This window comes from Agromyces rhizosphaerae, from assembly GCF_027925245.1.
GTDB classification, from domain to species: Bacteria; Actinomycetota; Actinomycetes; order Actinomycetales; family Microbacteriaceae; genus Agromyces; species Agromyces rhizosphaerae.
The window spans coordinates 2,385,630-2,402,236 of record NZ_BSDP01000001.1; the positions used below are offsets into that span (position 1 = coordinate 2,385,630).

Consider the following 16,607-nt stretch of genomic DNA (forward strand, 5'->3'; position numbering starts at 1 on the left):
GCGCTGGGTTCACTGTTCGTCATCGATGAGCTCCTTCATCGCCGTGACGTGCTCGGTCTCGGTCTCGCCGAGGTCGCTGTCGTGGTGGCTGCCCAGGTAGGCGTCGATCACGGCCGGGTTCTGCATGACCTCGTGCGGGTCGCCCTCGGCGACCACGCGTCCCTCGGCCATGACGATGACCCAGTCCGCGATGTGGCGCACCATGTGCATGTCGTGCTCGACGAACAGCACGGTCATGCCCTGGGCCTTGAGGTCGAGGATGTGGTCGAGCAGCGACTGCGTGAGCGCCGGGTTCACGCCCGCCATCGGCTCGTCGAGCATGACGAGCGTGGGGTCGCTCATGAGCGCGCGCGCCATCTCGAGCAGCTTCCGCTGGCCGCCGGAGAGGCTGGCCGCGTAGTCGTCCTTCTTGGCGTCGAGCTTGAACCGGGTGAGCAGGTCGAGCGCCTTCTCCTCGTTCGCCTTCTCCTCGCCGCTCCAGAGGAACGGCAGGAGTGCGCGGAAGAAGTTCTCGCCCGACTGGCCCTTCGCGCCGAGCTTCATGTTGTCCATGACGGTCAGCAGGCCCAGCGACTTGGTCAGCTGGAAGGTGCGGATGAGCCCCATGCGCGCGACCCGGTAGGCCGGGACGTGCGCGAGCGGGCGCCCGTCGAACTCCCAGGTGCCCGTGTCGGGCCGGTCGAAGCCGGTGAGCAGGTTGAAGAAGGTCGTCTTGCCCGCACCGTTCGGCCCGATGAGGGCCGTGATGGCGTTGCGCGGGATCTCGACGTGCTCGACGTCGACCGCGGTGAGGCCGCCGAAGGTGCGCTTCACGTGGTCGGCGACGAGGATCGGATCGACCTTCTTCACACCCGGCGCGGGATCGCCGACGTGCAGCCCGGTCGTCTTCTCGGGGCGCTTCGAGGGAACGGTGTCACTTGACAAAGGCCAACTCCTTCTTGTTGCCGAGTATGCCCTGTGGCATGAACACGACGATCAGGATGATCGCCACGCCCACGAGGATGAACCGGAGCTGCCCGGCCTGCACCTGGGTCATGAACGGGAACCAGCCGGCCGCGACCGCACGGGCGACGAAGCCGGAGAAGAACGACAGCAGCACCCAGAAGACCATCGAGCCGACGATCGGCCCGAGGATCGTGGCCGCGCCGCCGAGCAGCAGGATCGCGTAGATGAAGAACGTCAGCGTCGGCTGGAAGTAGCTCGGCACGACCGCGCGGGGGAACACGAAGAGCATGCCCGCCAGGGTGCCGAAGACGCCACCGAGGATGAGGCTCTGCATCTTGTACGAGTAGACGTTCTTGCCGAGCGAGCGCACGGCGTCCTCGTCCTCGCGGATGCCCTTGATGACGCGGCCCCACGGGCTGCGCATGAGCATCCAGGTGAGCAGCGCGCAGAGCGCCACGACCACCCACGCGATCATGAGGAAGAACCAGGTGCGGTCGCTGAAGTTCCACGGGCCGAACCCGTACGAGCCGTCCGGCAGCGGGTTCAGGGCCTCCAGGTCGCGCTGGAAGGCCGAGAGGCCGCTCGCGGAGCCCGTGAAGGCGTCGAACTCGTTGGTCGTGAACAGCAGCCTGACGATCTCGGCGGCCGCGATCGTCACGATCGCGAGGTAGTCGGCGCGCAGTCGCAGCGTCGGGATACCGAGGATCAGGGCGAAGATGACGGATGCGCCGATGCCGATGAGCACGCAGGCCCAGATCGGCAGCCCGAAGCGCAGCGCCGAGAGCGCGTAGCCGTAGGCGCCGATGGCCATGAACCCGGCCTGACCGAAGTTCAGCAGGCCGGTGTAGCCGAAGTGGACGGCGAGGCCCAGAGCCGCGAGCGCGTACGCCGCGGTGGTCGGGCTGATGAATTCCAGTGCGGCATTGCCGAAGATGGCTCCCCAGTCGAGCATGTCTGGCCCCTCCTATCCGATTCTCTCTCGACGGCCCAGGATGCCCTGTGGCCGGAACAGCAGCACCAGGATGAGCACCACCAGCGCGCCGACGTACTTCAGGTCGCTCGGCAGCCAGAGCGTCGACAGCTCGACGAACAGGCCGACGATCAGCGAGCCGACGAGCGCGCCGAACGCGGTGCCGAGGCCGCCCAGCGTGACCGCCGCGAAGATCAGCAGCAGGAGCTGGAAGCCCATGTCCCAGCTGACGCCCGGACGGTAGTAGGCGAAGAGGATGCCGCTGATGCCGGCGAGCAGCGCGCCGAGGATCCAGACGATGCGGATGACCCGGTCGACGTCGATGCCGCTGGCGGACGCGAGGCTCGGGTTGTCGGAGACCGCGCGGGTCGCCTTGCCGATGCGGGTGCGGGTCAGGAAGTAGCCGAACGCGAGCAGCGCGACGACGCTCACGCCCATGCTGAGCACGTCGATCCACGACAGCGAGATCGGCCCGAGGATGATCGTCGGTGGGATCGTCGCGCCCGGGAGCTGCTGGGTCGTGCCGCCGTAGAACAGCTGGTACGTGTATCGCATCGCCAGCGAGAGGCCGATCGAGACGATCATCAGCGGCACGATCGCCACGCCGCGCCTTCGGAGCGGTTTCCACAGGCCGGCGTCGAGCACCCAGCCGAGCGCCGCGCTGAGGACGAGCGACAGGATGATCGCGATCCACACCGGCCACCCGAGGTAGACCGAGAACGTCAGCATGATCAGCGCGCCGAACGTGACCATCTCCGCGTGCGCGAAGTTCGACAGCCCGGTCGTGCCGAAGATGAGCGAGAGGCCGATCGATGCGAGCGCGAGCAGCAGGCCGAAGTTGAGGCCCGTGACCGCGCGGTCGAGCACCTGGCTCCAGATGTTCTGGGTGACGCGCTGGCCCTCGCCGAGGAAGAAGTTGACCGAGGCGTTGCTGGTCTGGCCAAACTCCGCCTCGCGAGTCGCGCCGCCCTCCGCGACGATGACGCCCTCGGGGAGCGTCTCCTCGTCGAGCGTGACGGTGTAGACCACCTTCTCGGGGACGCCGACCTCCCAGCGGCCGTCGGCGTCGGTCTGCACGGTCGAACTGAACCCGCCGGGGCCCTCGATCGTGATCACGACGTCGGCGAGCGGCTCGCCCTCGTACTGGACGTTGCCGCGGAAGAAGAGGGTGTACTCCTCCTCGACCTCCTCGACCAGGTCGTCCTGGCTCTCCTCCGCCGAGGCGGGAGCCGGCGCCATCACCGCGAGTGTGAGTGCGGCGAAGAGTATGCCGAGAATGGCCAGTATGCGACCGGACCAGGGTCTGGTCGCTGACAGAGTCGGTTCCACTGCACCTCCATGGGGACCCGCGCCGGTGGCCGGTCGGGATCCGGTCTGCTACTGCCGGCTGCGATGACGACAGTACGTGCTGATTATGTCCTAGGTGTTTCCGCAGGACGGCACTGGTGCCCGATTGTTATGGGGGAATGTCGGGCTCGCAAACTCGCTTACCATGGGTATACTCGCGCGCCCACGACGCTCGCGGGTCCCCTCTCTGGCGCTCGCGAAAGGACCACATGGACGAGCAGGCCGATCCGTTCGGTTTCACGGGACTCACCTACGACGACGTGCTGCTGCTGCCCGGGCAGACCGACGTCATCCCGAGCGAGGCGGACACGACCTCGCGCCTCACCCGCCGGATCGAGGTGGCCACGCCGCTGCTCTCGTCGGCGATGGACACCGTCACCGAGCAGCGCATGGCGATCGCCATGGCGCGCGAGGGCGGCATCGGCATCCTGCACCGCAACCTCTCCATCGAGGACCAGGCGCAGCAGGTCGACCAGGTCAAGCGCTCCGAGTCGGGCATGATCACGAACCCGGTCACGACCCATCCGGACGCCACGGTGGCCGAGGTCGACGCGATGTGCGGCCGCTACCGCGTCTCGGGCCTCCCGGTGATCGACGACGACGGCATCCTGGTCGGCATCATCACGAACCGCGACATGCGCTTCGTCTCCGACTTCGAGAAGCCGACCGCGCGCGTGCGCGACGTCATGACCAAGGCGCCGCTCATCACCGGCCGGGTCGGCATCGACCCCGACGACGCCGTGGCGATCTTCGCGCAGCACAAGATCGAGAAGCTGCCCCTGATCGACGCCGACGGGCGCCTGACGGGCCTCATCACCGTCAAGGACTTCGACAAGTCGGAGAAGTACCCGCACGCGACCAAGGACGCGGAGGGCCGGCTCCGCGTCGGCGCCGCGATCGGGTTCTTCGGCGACGCGTGGGAGCGCGCCGGCAGGCTGCGCGACGCGGGCGTCGACGTGCTCGTCGTCGACACCGCGAACGGCCAGAGCCGCGGCGTGCTCGAGATCATCTCGAAGCTGAAGGCCGACCCGGCGTTCGCCGACATCGACGTGATCGGCGGCAACGTCGCCACGCGCGCCGGCGCGCAGGCGATCATCGACGCCGGCGCGGACGCCGTGAAGGTCGGCGTCGGCCCCGGCTCGATCTGCACCACGCGCGTGGTCGCGGGCGTCGGGGTGCCGCAGGTCACCGCCGTCTACGAGGCCTCGCTCGCCGCCCGCCAGGCCGGCGTGCCGCTCATCGCCGACGGCGGCCTGCAGTACTCGGGCGACATCGCGAAGGCGCTCGTCGCGGGCGCCGACACCGTGATGCTCGGGTCGCTGCTCGCCGGCACGGCCGAGAGCCCGGGCGAGCTGATCTTCGTCAACGGCAAGCAGTTCAAGCAGTACCGCGGCATGGGGTCGCTCGGCGCGCTCCAGACCCGCGGCGAGAAGACCTCGTACTCGAAGGACCGCTACTTCCAGGCCGACGTGCCCAACGACGACAAGCTGATCCCCGAGGGCATCGAGGGGCAGGTGCCGTACCGGGGACCGCTCTCGGCGGTCGCGTACCAGCTCGTCGGCGGGCTGCGGCAGTCCATGTTCTACGTCGGTGCGCGCACCATCCCGGAGCTGAAGGCGCAGGGCAAGTTCGTGCGCATCACGCCGGCCGGGCTCAAGGAGTCGCACCCGCACGACGTGCAGATCGTCGTCGAGGCGCCGAACTACCGGAAGTAGGGGGCGCGACCGGGAGCGCACCGCGCGCGACCGGCCCCGCCTCGGCGGTCGCGTCGCAGCCGTTCGCTAGGGTTGATCCGTGACCCAGGAGATCGAGATCGGCCGTGCCAAGCGCGGCCGCCGCGTGTACGCGTTCGACGACGTCGCGATCGTGCCGAGCCGTCGCACGCGCAACCCCGAGGACGTCTCGGTCTCGTGGACCATCGACGCCTACCAGTTCGACATCCCGATCCTCGCCGCCCCCATGGACTCGGTGGTCTCGCCGACGACCGCGATCATGATCGGCCAGCTGGGCGGCCTCGGCGTGCTCGACCTCGAGGGCCTGTGGACCCGGTACGAGGACCCGGCGCCGCTGCTCGCCGAGATCCGGTCGCTGCCGCCCGAGACGGCCACGGCGCGGATGCAGCAGATCTACTCGGAGCCCATCAAGCCCGAGCTCGTGACGGCCCGCCTGGCCGAGATCCGCGCCGCGGGCGTCACGGTCGCGGGTGCCCTGTCGCCGCAGCGCACGCAGGAGCTGTACGAGACCGTCGTCGCGGCCGGCGTCGACCTCTTCGTCATCCGCGGCACGACGGTCTCGGCCGAGCACGTGTCGAAGGGCGACGAGCCGCTCAACCTGAAGAAGTTCATCTACGAGCTCGACGTGCCCGTCATCGTGGGCGGCGCGGCCACCTACACCGCGGCCCTCCACCTCATGCGCACCGGCGCTGCCGGCGTGCTCGTCGGCTTCGGCGGCGGGGCCGCGTCGACCACCCGCGCCGCGCTCGGCATCCACGCCCCGATGGCGACCGCGGTGGCCGACGTCGCCGGTGCGCGTCGCGACTACCTCGACGAGTCGGGCGGGCGCTACGTGCACGTCATCGCCGACGGCGGGCTCGGGCACTCGGGCGACATCGTGAAGGCCGTCGCGTGCGGAGCCGACGCCGTCATGCTGGGCTCGGCGCTGGCGAGGGCGACGGATGCCCCGGGCGGCGGGTTCCACTGGGGCGCCGAGGCGCACCACCCCAAGCTCCCGCGCGGCAAGCGCGTGCACGTCGGCCAGATCGCGCCGCTCGAGGAGGTGCTCTACGGGCCGGCGACGGCGGCCGAGGGCACCGCGAACCTGATCGGCGCGCTGCGCAAGTCGATGGCCACGACCGGCTACTCCGACCTGAAGGAGTTCCAGCGCGTCGAGGTCGTCGCGGCGCCCTACGGGCTGCAGTGACCCTCGCCCGTCGCCCCTGAGCGAACCCCGCGAGTCCGGCGCCCGCACGATCGGCGCGGACTAGCGTAGAGGCCATGGGGGATCGCAGGACGGTCGCGAGATCGAACCGGCTGGGGCCGGCCGAGCGGGATGCCGCGCTCACGCGATTGCGCGCGAAGGAGGTCGACGTCCTCGTCATCGGCGGGGGCATCGTCGGCACCGGCGCTGCGCTCGACGCGGTGACGCGCGGCCTCAGCGTGGGCCTGCTCGAGGCGCGGGACTGGGCGTCCGGCACCTCGAGCCGGTCGTCGAAGCTCGTGCACGGCGGCATCCGCTACCTCGAGCAGCTCGACTTCCGGCTCGTGCGCGAGGCCCTGATCGAGCGCGGGCTGCTGCTGCAGCGGCTCGCCCCGCACCTCGTCAAGCCCGTGCGGTTCCTCTACCCGCTCACGCGGCCGGTGTTCGAGCGGCTCTACGTGGGCGCCGGCATGCTGCTCTACGACCTCTTCAGCTACTCGGGCGGCCGCCCGCCCGGGGTGCCGCACCACCGCCATCTCTCGAAGCGGCAGGTGCAGAAGTCGATGCCGTCGCTCGCGCGCGACGCCCTGATCGGGGGCATCACGTACTACGACGCGCAGGTCGACGACGCGCGGTACGTGGCCTCGCTCGCGCGTACCGCCTCGTTCTACGGCGCGCACGTCGCGAGCCGGGTCAAGGTCATCGGGTTCCTCAAGGTGGGGGAGCGCGTGGTGGGAGTGCGTGCACGCGACCTGCAGACCGACGAGGAGTTCGAGGTGCGCGCCCGCCAGGTCGTCAACGCGACCGGCGTGTGGACCGACGACACCCAGCGCATGGTCGGCGAGCGCGGCACGTTCAAGGTCCGTGCGTCGAAGGGCGTGCACCTCGTGGTGCCGCGCGACCGGTTCCAGTCGACCATGGGCCTGCTGCTGCGCACCGAGAAGAGCGTGCTCTTCGTCATCCCGTGGGGCAGGCACTGGCTGGTCGGCACGACCGACACCGACTGGAACCTCGACAAGGCGCATCCGGCCGCGACCGCCGCCGACATCGACTACCTGCTGGAGCGCGTCAACCAGGTGCTCGCGATCCCGCTCACCCGCGCCGACGTCGAGGGCGTGTTCGCCGGGCTGCGCCCGCTGCTCGCGGGCGAGTCCGATGAGACCTCGAAGCTCTCCCGCGAGCACCTCGTCGCGCACACGGTGCCCGGCCTGGTCGTGATCGCGGGCGGCAAGTGGACCACGTACCGGGTGATGGCGAAGGACGCCATCGACGCGGCGGCCGACGCGCTCGACGGTCGCGTGCCGGCCTCGACCACCGAGGACATCCCGCTGCTCGGGGCCGAGGGGTACCGGGCCGCCTGGAACAAGCGCGGCAAGCTGGCACGGGCCTTCGGCGTGCACAAGGTGCGCATCGAGCACCTGCTGAACCGGTACGGCACGCTCACCGACGAGCTGCTCGACCTGATCCGCGACGACCCGGAACTGGTCGAGCCGCTGCCGGGTGCCGACGACTACATCGGCGCCGAGGTCGTGTACGCGGCGTCGCACGAGGGCGCGCTGCACCTCGACGACGTGCTGGCCCGCCGCACCCGCATCTCGATCGAGGCCTGGGACCGCGGGGTCTCCGCCGCGCCCGTTGCCGCGAGGCTGATGGGTCGCGTCCACGGCTGGGACGAGGCGCGGGAGCAACTCGAGGTGGACCGTTACCTGCAGCGCGTGGAGGCGGAGATCGCCTCGCAGCAGCAGCCCGACGACGCCTCGGCCGACCGGGTGCGCCGCGAGGCCCCCGACATCGTCAACGCCGACTGACCGGCGTCGGGTCCCGCCCTGCTCGGGCGTCCCTGTTCGGGCATCCGGTTCCCAGCCCGGCGCGGGTAGACTCTCCGGCTGATGCTCCGGATGATGCTGCGCCCCCAGTGGCTGCTCGCGCTGATGCTCGCGCTGGCGATCGCCGCCGCGTTCGCACTGCTCGGCCAGTGGCAGGTGGAGCGCGCGGTGGAGCAGGGCCGCGTCGTCGAGCGCCCGACCGAGGACGTGCAGCCCCTGGCCGACGTCGCCGAGCCCGACGGGCCCACGACCGAGGCCTCGACCGGCCAGATGGTCGCGTTCGACGCCGACGTGGTCGCGGGCGACACGGTGCTCCTCGAGGGCCGCCTGCACGAGGGCGAGGCGGGCTACTGGGTCGTCGCGCACGCCGAGGTCACGGGCGACGGCATCCCCGCGGGCATCCCGCTCGCGCTGGGCTGGGCGCCCGATGTCGAGACCGCCGAGGCCGTGGCGGCCCGCGTCGACGCCGGCGACTACGACCCGGGCCGCATCGAGGGCAGGTTCGTGCCGAGCGAGGCGCCGGAGGTGCCCGACGAGGACGGCGACCCGCAGGCGATGTCGACGCTCGCGGTGGCGCAGCTCATCAACGTGTGGGGCGACTTCGACGACCGCCCGGTGTACTTCGCCTACGTGATCGTGCCCGACGCGGCATCCGACCTGGGCCTCACCGCGATCGACGCGCCCGCGCCCGAGCAGGAGCGCGAGCTGAACTGGCTGAACGTCTTCTACGCGCTCGAGTGGGCGGTGTTCGCGGGCTTCGCCGTCTACCTCTGGTACCGCCTCGTGCGCGACGCGGTCGAGCGCGAGCGCGAGGAGGCCGAGCAGGGCGCGGACTCGGCCGATTCCGAGGCGCCGCCCGCGTAGAATCGACGCATGCCCCTCGAGCCGAAGTCCGCCGATCTGCCGCGCATCCGCGGCGCGCTCCGCTTCTACCAGGTCTGCTCGGTCATTACCGGCGTGCTGCTGCTCGCGCTCGTCGGCGAGATGGTCATGAAGTACGGGTTCGGGCTGGAGCTCGAGCTCGCCGGCCCGCAGGGCTTCCTGGCCTTCGTGCCGAGCGACGCGGTGACCGCGGTGAACCTCTCCACCGGCATCCTGATGGTGCACGGCTGGTTCTACGTCGTCTACCTGTTCAGCGACTTCCGCCTCTGGAGCCTCATGCGCTGGCCGTTCTGGAAGTTCCTGCTCATCGCGTCCGGCGGCATCGTGCCGTTCCTGTCGTTCTTCCTCGAGGCGCGCGTGGGCCGCGAGGTCACCGCCTACCTCGCCGAGCGCGAGGCGCGTGACGCCGAGCCCGCCGCCGCACCGGCGGGAGCGAGCGCGTGAGCGAGGCGCCGGCCGAGGAGGTCGGGGCGGGCACCGCGCAGCGACCCGTGCTCGTGGTCGACTTCGGCGCGCAGTACGCGCAGCTGATCGCGCGGCGCGTGCGCGAGGCATCCGTCTACTCGGAGATCGTGCCGCACACCATCACCGCCGAGGAGGTCGCCGCGAAGAACCCCGTGGGCATCGTGCTCTCGGGCGGCCCGAGCTCGGTGTACGCCGAGGGTGCGCCGTCGCTCGACGAGGGCATCCTGCAGCTCGGGGTGCCGACGCTCGGCATCTGCTACGGCTTCCAGGTCATGGCCAAGCAGCTCGGCGGCGAGGTCGCGCACACCGGCCACCGCGAGTACGGCTCGACGCCGGTCACCGCGCGCACCGACGACGGCAACGCGCTGCTCGACGGGCAGCCCGAGCACCAGACCGTGTGGATGAGCCACGGCGACTCGGTCGCGGTCGCGCCCGACGGCTTCGACGTGCTCGCGTCGACCGACTCCACGCCCGTCGCCGCGTTCGCGAGCGACGAGCTCGGCTTCTACGGCGTGCAGTGGCACCCCGAGGTCAAGCACTCCGAGTTCGGCCAGCGCGTCATCGAGAACTTCCTGCACCGCGCCGCGGGCATCCCCGACGACTGGAACGCCGACAACGTCATCGCCGAGCAGGTCGAGCGCATCCGCGCCCAGATCGGCAGCGCGAAGGTCATCTGCGGGCTCTCGGGCGGGGTCGACTCGGCCGTCGCCGCGGCGCTCGTGCACGAGGCCGTGGGCGACCAGCTCACCTGCGTGTTCGTCGACCACGGGCTGCTCCGCAAGGACGAGCGCCGCCAGGTGGAGGAGGACTACGCGAAGTCCACCGGCGTGCGCATCGTCACGGTCGACGCGTCCGAGCGGTTCCTCGGCGCGCTCGCGGGCGTCAGCGACCCCGAGGAGAAGCGCAAGATCATCGGGCGCGAGTTCATCCGCACCTTCGAGCAGGCCGAGCGCGACCTGGTGGCCGAGGCGGCGGATGCCGGTGAGCCGATCCGGTTCCTCGTGCAGGGCACGCTCTACCCCGACGTCGTCGAGTCGGGCGGCGGCTCGGGCACCGCGAACATCAAGAGCCACCACAACGTCGGCGGCCTGCCGGACGACCTGCAGTTCGAGCTCGTCGAGCCGCTGCGCACCCTGTTCAAGGACGAGGTCCGCGCGATCGGCCGCGAGCTCGGCCTGCCCGAGGTCATCGTCGGCCGCCAGCCGTTCCCCGGCCCGGGCCTCGGCATCCGCATCGTCGGCGAGGTCACTGCGGAGCGCCTCGCGATCCTGCGCGAGGCCGACGCGATCGTGCGCGCCGAGCTGTCGGCCGCGGGCCTCGACGCCGAGATCTGGCAGTGCCCGGTGGTGCTGCTGGCCGACGTGCGTTCGGTGGGCGTGCAGGGCGACGGGCGCACCTACGGGCATCCGATCGTGCTGCGCCCCGTCTCGAGCGAGGACGCCATGACCGCGGACTGGACCCGAGTGCCCTACGACGTGCTCGCGAAGATCTCGAACCGCATCACCAACGAGGTGCCCGACGTCAACCGCGTCACGGTCGACATCACGTCGAAGCCGCCCGGCACCATCGAGTGGGAGTAGCCGGCGCCGGTTCGTCTCAGGCCGGGAGGATCTCGACCCCTGCCGCCTCGGCGGCGCTCGCGAGCGCTCGGTCGCGCGTCGCGAGCGGCACGCCCTCGCGCTCGGCGAGCACGAGGTAGGCGGCGTCGTACGCGGTCAGGTCGTGTCGGCGCGCGGCGTGGAGCAGCGCACCCGGGTCCAGGTCGCGCACGATGTGGATCGGCAGGCCGTACAGGAGCCTGGATCGCCGCGACGCCTCGGCCTCGGTGATCCGCGCGCGACGCTCGGCGATGGCCAGGACGTTCGCGGTCTCGTACTCCCAGATGACCGGAACCAGGCCGCCGGACGCGCCGAGGCGGTCGAGCAGGGCCTCGGACTCATCGCTCGCCTCGTCGTCGAAGCACCAGGCCAGGCTGACCGACGCGTCGACCACGAACGGTCCCGTCACGCCCTGCCCTCCTCGATCAGTTCGCGCACGTCGGCGTCGAGGCGCGTGCCCGCTCGGGCCGCGCGCAGCGCCGCGATCGTCTCGGCGACGGGCGTGGTCGCGGGCTCGGCCGACACCAGCCGCGCCACAGGCGTGCCGTGGCGTGTGATGGTGATCTCCTCGCCGCGCGCGGCACGCTCGAGCAGCGCGGGCAGGTGCGTCTTGGCCTCGTAGGCGCCGATGCTCGTCATGAGTTCAGACTAGTCGCCGACCAGTCGGAAATCCATCCGAATTCCACGGCGCACGATGTCGATCCGGCCCCTTCCCGTTCGACGTCTGTGGTGAGAGGGTCGAGATGCGACCCCTGCACCCGGGAGGGAACCATGAAGTACATGCTGATCATGCGTGCCGACGAGCGCGCGGTCGAGGCCTACAAGGACATCCCGTTCGACGAGGTGATCGCACGGATGGGCGCCTACAACGAGCAGCTCATGAAGGCCGGCGTGATGGTGGGCGGCGAAGGCCTGTCCGAGGCGGACGAGGGCTTCGTGGTCGACTTCGACGCCGATCCGCCGCTCGTGACCGACGGCCCGTACGGTGAGGTGAAGGAGCTGTTCAACGGCTTCTGGATCCTCGAGGTGTCGTCGAAGGAGGAGGCCGCGGAGTGGGCGAAGCGCTGCCCGCTGGGCCCCGGCTCGAAGCTCGAGGTGCGCCGCGTGACCGGCGAGGACGACTTCCCCGCCGACAACGAGTGGATCCAGAAGGAGTCCGAGTGGCGCGAGCAGCTCGGCACGAACTGAGCGGATGCCGCTGAGCCGGCGGTGAAGCGCAGATGACGGATGCGACGTCGCGGCGCCCGCCCGACGAGGCAGCGGTGCGCCGCGCGGTCGCGGCCGTCTGGCGCATCGAGTCGGCGCACGTCGTCGCGACGCTCACGCGCATGTCGGGCGACTTCGACCTCGCCGAGGAGCTGGCGCAGGAGGCGTTCGTCGAGGCGCTCGAGCAGTGGCCCCGGCAGGGCGTCCCGCGCAACGGCGGGGCTTGGCTCACGACGACCGCGAAGCGCCGGCTGATCGACACGTGGCGCCGGCGCGAGCGGCTCGACGAGCGGTACCGCGCGCTGGCCCGCGACCTCGAGCAGCAGGCGGATGCCCCGGGCTACGACCCCGACCGGATCGACGACGACGTGCTGCGGCTCGTGTTCACCGCGTGCCACCCGGTGCTCTCGCGCGAGGCGCGCGTCGCGCTCACGCTCCGCGTGGTCGGCGGCCTCACCACCGAGGAGATCGCGCGGGCGTTCGTGGTGCCGGTCGCGACCGTGCAGCAGCGCATCGTGCGCGCCAAGAAGACGCTCGGGGCCGCGCACGTGCCGTTCGCGGTGCCCGAGCGCGACGAGTTCGCCGACCGGCTCGGCTCGGTGCTCGGCGTGCTGTACCTGATCTTCAACGAGGCGCACTCGGCGAGCTCGGGCGAGGAGCTGCTGCGGCCGGAGCTCGGCCGCGAGGCCCTGCGGCTCGCGCGGATGGTCGCCGAGCTGGTGCCCGGGGAACCCGAGGCGCACGGGCTCGTCGCGCTGATGGAGTTCACCGCGGCCCGGTTCCCGGCGCGCGTGACCGCCGACGGCGCGCCCGTGCTGCTCGCCGACCAGGACCGGAGCCGCTGGGACCGCAGCGCGATCGCGCGCGGTCGCGCCGCGCTCGCACGGGCCGACGCGACCGGCCGCGGCCGTGGCGCGTACGGCCTGCAGGCGGCGATCGCCGAGTGCCACGACGTGGCTGCGTCGGTCGACGACACCGACTGGGAGCGGATCGTGCTGCTGTACGAGGCGCTCGGCCGGATCGCACCATCACCGGTGGTCGAGCTGAACCGCGCGGTCGCGGTGTCGATGGCCGAGGGGCCCGCGACGGCGCTGCGGATGGTCGACGACCTCGCGGCATCCGGGGCCCTGCGCGCCACGCACCTGCTGCCGAGCGTGCGCGGCGAGCTGCTCGCGCGGCTCGGGCGGGGCGATGAGGCCCGGGCGGAGTTCCTGGAGGCCGCGGCACGATGCGGCAACCTGCGCGAGCGCGCGGTGCTCGAGCGCAAGGCGGCGGAGGCCGTCACCGCCTGAGACGACGAACGGGCCGCCTGCGGAGGACGGCCCGTTCGCGTGATTCGTCAGCCTCGCGGCATCCGCTCGCTAGTCGCGTGCGATGGCGAGGATGCGCAGCAGCTCGAGGTAGAGCCAGATGACCGTGACCATGATGCCGAAGGCGCCCGACCAGGCGAAGGGCTTGGGCGCGCGGTTGCGCACGCCGCGCTGGATGAAGTCGAAGTCGAGCACGAGCGAATAGCCCGCCATGATCACGATGAGCGGGGCGAGCACGAGGCCCAGCGGGATGCCGAAGATCTCGACGCCGCTGCGCATGCCCCACGGGTCGTCGGAGACGCCGAAGATCATGAGGCCGACGTTGATCAGCGAGAACAGCACGTAGCCGATCATCGCGACGAGGAAGACCTTGGTCGCGCGCTTCGACGCGCGGATCTTGCCCGAGGCGAACAGCGCCAGCGTCACGCCGACGACCGCGAGGGTCGCGATGACGGCCTGGGCCACGATGCCCGGGAACATCGCCTCGTAGAACGCGGAGATGCCGCCGACGAACACGCCCTGCGCCGCCGAGTAGGCCAGCACGAGGCCGCCCGAGGGCTGCTTCTTGAAGATGTTGACGAGGGCGAGCACGAAGCCGACGATGCCGGCGCCGATCCAGAGGAACGGGATCATGTCGATCGTGAGCCAGCCCACGGCCGCGCCGACCAGCAGCACGCCGAACGCGACCGCGGACTTCGCGATCGTGTCCTCCATGGTCATCGGCTCCTCGACGGGGGCCGACGGGCGGTTGTACATCTCGTGCAGGTCCTGCGCCGACGCGTTCTGCGCGGCTGCGAGCTGGCCCTGCCCGGTCGTGAAGGCCTCGTTGCGGAAGGCCGGGTTGTTGATCGCCATGGGGTCTGAGGTGTCCTCTGCGTTCGCTGGGGAATTCGGCGGGACGTCGCGCGACGCCCCTGTCCGTACGAATCTACCCGAGCCGGGTGCGTGGCGGGCGGGGGAGCGCCCCCGTATCGGGCGGATTCACGGGATGTTCGCCGCGGGCGGAGCGGTGACGCGTTCCCGCCGCGGCCCGGCGCGCCTACGCTGTTCGAATGGCGTTCGGTCACGGCCCGGCCCCGCTCGTGATCGGTCACCGTGGCGCGAGCGGGTACCGACCCGAGCACACGGCAGCCGCGTACTCGCTGGCGGTCGCCCTCGGCGCCGACGCGGTCGAGCCCGACCTGGTCGCGACGCGCGACGGCGTGCTGGTCGTGCGGCACGAGAACGAGATCTCGGGCACGACGGATGTCGCGACCCGGCCCGAGTTCGCCGCCCGGCGCACGACCCGCGAGATCGACGGCCGGCGCGTCGCCGGCTGGTTCACGGAGGACTTCACCTGGGCGGAGCTGGCGACCCTGCGCGCGCGCGAGCGCATGGGGAAGACCCGCCCCCAGAGCGCGACGTTCGACGGGCGCCTCCCGCTGCTGCGCCTGCGCGACCTGCTCGGGCTGCTCGACCGGGACGCCGAGCGGTCCGGCCGCGGGGTCGGCCTCGTCGCCGAGTTCAAGCACGCGAGCCACTTCGCCGAGCTGGGCCTGCCGCTCGACGAGCTGTTCGCCGACGAGCTCGCCGCGGCCGGCTGGGACGACGGGCGCCCGGTCGTGGCGGAGGCGTTCGAGCTCGACGTGCTCGACCGGCTGGCACGCCGGGGCGTCGCGGGGAAGCGGGTGTTCCTGCTCGAGGCATCCGGAGCCCCCGCCGACCTGGTGCGCGCGCTCGGGTCGACGGCGCCGCGCTTCGACGTGTTCGCGACGAACGACGGGCTGGCCGGTCTCGCCGGGCGCGTGCACGGGGTGAGCGTCGACACCGGGCGACTCGTGGGGCGCGACGCGGGGGCGGTTGTGCCGGCGGGTGCGCCGCTCGCGGGCACGGGTCTCGTCGATGCGGCGCACGACCACGGGCTCGACGTCTACGCCTGGACCCTGCGCCCCGAGAACCGGTTCCTGCGGCAGGGGTTCCGCCGGGGCAGCGCGAAGTCGGGCTGGGGCGACTGGCTCGGCGCGTTCGCGCGCGTGCTCGAGACCGGCGTGGACGGCGTGTTCGCCGATCACCCCGACCTTGCTGTGGAGGCGCGAAACACGCTCGACACGACCCGCGGCTAGCCTTCGGGTTCGTGGGGTGTCCGAAACATATGGAGTACGGCCCGTGCGGCGGGGTGGGAGCCGACGGGACATGCGAGGCGGGGCCCTTCCCGTGCGTGTTCCTCGACGAGACGACGAGGCAGTGGGAGGGCGTCGACGGCGAGCGACCCGTCGCGGCGGGCCGGCGCACGGCCGCGGCCCTCGCCACGCTCGAACGGGTCGACGCCGGCCGACTCGTGGTCGCCGACATGCCCGCGCGGGCGGCCGATGAGCACGCGCTCGAGGAGTGCGCCGCGATCCTGTCCGGCCGGGTCGACGCCGTGCTGCTGGGCGACGCGCCCGACGCGCGGGTGCAGTACCCGCCCAGCCTGCGCGCGATGCTCCTCGCACGACAGGGCATCGCGGTGTGGTCGGGCGTGAACTGCCGCGACCGCAACCGCGTGGCGCTCGAGGGCGAGGTCGCCGGCCTCGCGGTCGCCGGCGTGGCCGCGGTGCACTGCGTGACCGGCGACCACACGAGCATCGGGCACCGCCCCGACGCGATGCCGGTCTTCGACCTCGACGGGGTCGAGCTCGCTGCGGTCGCGCGGGGCGCGGGTCACCTCGTGTCGGTCGCCGAGGCGCCGGCCGCGCCACCGGTCGGCGACCGGGTGGCCCGGCTGCGCGTGAAGGAGGACGCCGGCGCCGACGTCTGCTTCATCGACCACTGCGGCGGCACCGCCCCCGTGCGCCGGTTCGTTCGGGCCGCGCGCGACGCCGGGTCGGAGCTGCGCTTCATCGCGTGCGTGCCGGCCGTGTTCGACGTCGAGAGCGCGAGCGAGCTCGACTCGTTCCCGGGCCTCGTGCTCCCCGCCGGGTTCATGCAGCGCATCGCCGGCGCACGCGACCCGCGACGCGCGGGCATCGACTCGGCGATCGCGCTCGCCGAGGAGCTGCTCGAGGTCGACGGCGTCGACGGGGTCGACCTCTCGGGCGGCTCGGGACCCGGCGGCGAACTCGCGTACGCCGAGGCGGTCGCCGAGGTCGCCGACGGCATCACGGGCGTCGCCGCGTAGCCGGGG

General features: G+C 71.6%; 16 protein-coding genes. 10 read left to right on the forward strand and 6 right to left on the reverse strand.

Annotated features, from left to right (window positions below):
- Positions 1 to 9: 9 nt before the first annotated feature.
- The 3 genes from QMG39_RS11260 to QMG39_RS11270 are packed head-to-tail and all read right to left on the reverse strand — an operon-like array spanning position 10 to position 3,154.
- Entirely contained in the window at positions 10 to 924 is a 915-nt protein-coding gene (locus tag QMG39_RS11260) for an ABC transporter ATP-binding protein (RefSeq protein ID WP_281885005.1), read from the reverse strand.
- Complete coding sequence (locus QMG39_RS11265; RefSeq protein WP_281885007.1) at positions 914 to 1,897, reverse strand: branched-chain amino acid ABC transporter permease; 984 nt, start codon at positions 1,895 to 1,897, stop codon at positions 914 to 916. Before QMG39_RS11265 ends, QMG39_RS11260 begins: the two co-directional genes overlap by 11 nt.
- Positions 1,898 to 1,909: 12 nt before the next feature.
- A complete protein-coding gene (locus tag QMG39_RS11270; RefSeq protein WP_281885009.1) occupies positions 1,910 to 3,154 on the reverse strand; it encodes an ABC transporter permease subunit in 1,245 nt (414 codons plus the stop codon).
- Between the two features lie 317 nt (positions 3,155 to 3,471).
- Between QMG39_RS11270 and guaB the strand changes: the two genes are divergently transcribed.
- From guaB to guaA, 6 genes are all read left to right on the forward strand, one after another.
- Positions 3,472 to 4,977: an IMP dehydrogenase gene (gene guaB, locus QMG39_RS11275; RefSeq protein WP_281885011.1), complete on the forward strand. Its 1,506-nt coding sequence runs from the start codon at positions 3,472 to 3,474 to the stop codon at positions 4,975 to 4,977.
- Positions 4,978 to 5,056: 79 nt separating this feature from the next.
- Positions 5,057 to 6,181, forward strand: a complete 1,125-nt coding sequence (locus QMG39_RS11280) for a GuaB3 family IMP dehydrogenase-related protein (protein ID WP_281885013.1) — start codon at positions 5,057 to 5,059, stop codon at positions 6,179 to 6,181.
- 74 nt (positions 6,182 to 6,255) lie between these two features.
- Complete coding sequence (locus QMG39_RS11285; protein ID WP_281885014.1) at positions 6,256 to 7,986, forward strand: glycerol-3-phosphate dehydrogenase/oxidase; 1,731 nt, start codon at positions 6,256 to 6,258, stop codon at positions 7,984 to 7,986.
- A gap of 81 nt (positions 7,987 to 8,067) precedes the next feature.
- On the forward strand, positions 8,068 to 8,868 hold the full coding sequence (locus QMG39_RS11290; RefSeq protein ID WP_281885017.1) for an SURF1 family cytochrome oxidase biogenesis protein: 801 nt from the start codon (positions 8,068 to 8,070) through the stop codon (positions 8,866 to 8,868).
- A gap of 9 nt (positions 8,869 to 8,877) precedes the next feature.
- Positions 8,878 to 9,330: a DUF3817 domain-containing protein gene (locus QMG39_RS11295; RefSeq protein ID WP_281885018.1), complete on the forward strand. Its 453-nt coding sequence runs from the start codon at positions 8,878 to 8,880 to the stop codon at positions 9,328 to 9,330.
- The gene (guaA, locus tag QMG39_RS11300) at positions 9,327 to 10,931 is read left to right on the forward strand and encodes a glutamine-hydrolyzing GMP synthase (RefSeq protein ID WP_281885020.1); all 1,605 of its coding nucleotides are present in this window, start codon (positions 9,327 to 9,329) and stop codon (positions 10,929 to 10,931) included. The genes QMG39_RS11295 and guaA overlap by 4 nt, the downstream gene beginning before the upstream one ends.
- Before the next feature lie 16 nt (positions 10,932 to 10,947).
- Here the strand turns inward: guaA and QMG39_RS11305 are convergent, their stop codons facing one another.
- Together QMG39_RS11305 and QMG39_RS11310 are read right to left on the reverse strand one after the other, a co-directional pair.
- On the reverse strand, positions 10,948 to 11,358 hold the full coding sequence (locus QMG39_RS11305; protein WP_281885022.1) for a type II toxin-antitoxin system VapC family toxin: 411 nt from the start codon (positions 11,356 to 11,358) through the stop codon (positions 10,948 to 10,950).
- Complete coding sequence (locus QMG39_RS11310; protein ID WP_281885024.1) at positions 11,355 to 11,588, reverse strand: type II toxin-antitoxin system Phd/YefM family antitoxin; 234 nt, start codon at positions 11,586 to 11,588, stop codon at positions 11,355 to 11,357. Before QMG39_RS11310 ends, QMG39_RS11305 begins: the two co-directional genes overlap by 4 nt.
- A gap of 132 nt (positions 11,589 to 11,720) precedes the next feature.
- On the opposite strand from QMG39_RS11310, the gene QMG39_RS11315 reads away from it, so the two are divergent.
- Both QMG39_RS11315 and QMG39_RS11320 read left to right on the forward strand, forming a co-directional pair.
- The gene (locus QMG39_RS11315) at positions 11,721 to 12,137 is read left to right on the forward strand and encodes a YciI family protein (RefSeq protein WP_281885026.1); all 417 of its coding nucleotides are present in this window, start codon (positions 11,721 to 11,723) and stop codon (positions 12,135 to 12,137) included.
- Positions 12,138 to 12,169: 32 nt separating this feature from the next.
- Positions 12,170 to 13,447: an RNA polymerase sigma factor gene (locus QMG39_RS11320; protein WP_281885028.1), complete on the forward strand. Its 1,278-nt coding sequence runs from the start codon at positions 12,170 to 12,172 to the stop codon at positions 13,445 to 13,447.
- A 69-nt stretch (positions 13,448 to 13,516) separates the two neighbouring features.
- Here QMG39_RS11320 and QMG39_RS11325 read toward each other — a convergent pair whose 3' ends face one another.
- On the reverse strand, positions 13,517 to 14,320 hold the full coding sequence (locus QMG39_RS11325) for a Bax inhibitor-1/YccA family protein (protein ID WP_281885030.1): 804 nt from the start codon (positions 14,318 to 14,320) through the stop codon (positions 13,517 to 13,519).
- Positions 14,321 to 14,517: 197 nt separating this feature from the next.
- Here QMG39_RS11325 and QMG39_RS11330 point away from each other — a divergent pair, with 197 nt between their 5' ends.
- Both QMG39_RS11330 and QMG39_RS11335 read left to right on the forward strand, forming a co-directional pair.
- Positions 14,518 to 15,567, forward strand: coding sequence for a glycerophosphodiester phosphodiesterase family protein (locus QMG39_RS11330; RefSeq protein ID WP_281885032.1), 1,050 nt, complete (start codon positions 14,518 to 14,520; stop codon positions 15,565 to 15,567).
- A gap of 95 nt (positions 15,568 to 15,662) precedes the next feature.
- On the forward strand, positions 15,663 to 16,601 hold the full coding sequence (locus QMG39_RS11335; protein WP_281885034.1) for a methylenetetrahydrofolate reductase: 939 nt from the start codon (positions 15,663 to 15,665) through the stop codon (positions 16,599 to 16,601).
- Positions 16,602 to 16,607 lie beyond the last annotated feature (6 nt).

Coding starts and splice junctions, on each gene's coding strand:
- QMG39_RS11265 (WP_281885007.1), bottom strand. CDS start 1,897: ATGCTCGACTGGGGAGCCATCTTCGGCAATGCCGCACTGGAATTCATC.
- QMG39_RS11270 (WP_281885009.1), bottom strand. CDS start 3,154: ATGGCGCCGGCTCCCGCCTCGGCGGAGGAGAGCCAGGACGACCTGGTC.
- guaB (WP_281885011.1), top strand. CDS start 3,472: ATGGACGAGCAGGCCGATCCGTTCGGTTTCACGGGACTCACCTACGAC.
- QMG39_RS11285 (WP_281885014.1), top strand. CDS start 6,256: ATGGGGGATCGCAGGACGGTCGCGAGATCGAACCGGCTGGGGCCGGCC.
- QMG39_RS11290 (WP_281885017.1), top strand. CDS start 8,068: ATGCTCCGGATGATGCTGCGCCCCCAGTGGCTGCTCGCGCTGATGCTC.
- QMG39_RS11295 (WP_281885018.1), top strand. CDS start 8,878: ATGCCCCTCGAGCCGAAGTCCGCCGATCTGCCGCGCATCCGCGGCGCG.
- QMG39_RS11310 (WP_281885024.1), bottom strand. CDS start 11,588: ATGACGAGCATCGGCGCCTACGAGGCCAAGACGCACCTGCCCGCGCTG.
- QMG39_RS11315 (WP_281885026.1), top strand. CDS start 11,721: ATGAAGTACATGCTGATCATGCGTGCCGACGAGCGCGCGGTCGAGGCC.
- QMG39_RS11320 (WP_281885028.1), top strand. CDS start 12,170: ATGACGGATGCGACGTCGCGGCGCCCGCCCGACGAGGCAGCGGTGCGC.
- QMG39_RS11325 (WP_281885030.1), bottom strand. CDS start 14,320: ATGGCGATCAACAACCCGGCCTTCCGCAACGAGGCCTTCACGACCGGG.
- QMG39_RS11330 (WP_281885032.1), top strand. CDS start 14,518: ATGGCGTTCGGTCACGGCCCGGCCCCGCTCGTGATCGGTCACCGTGGC.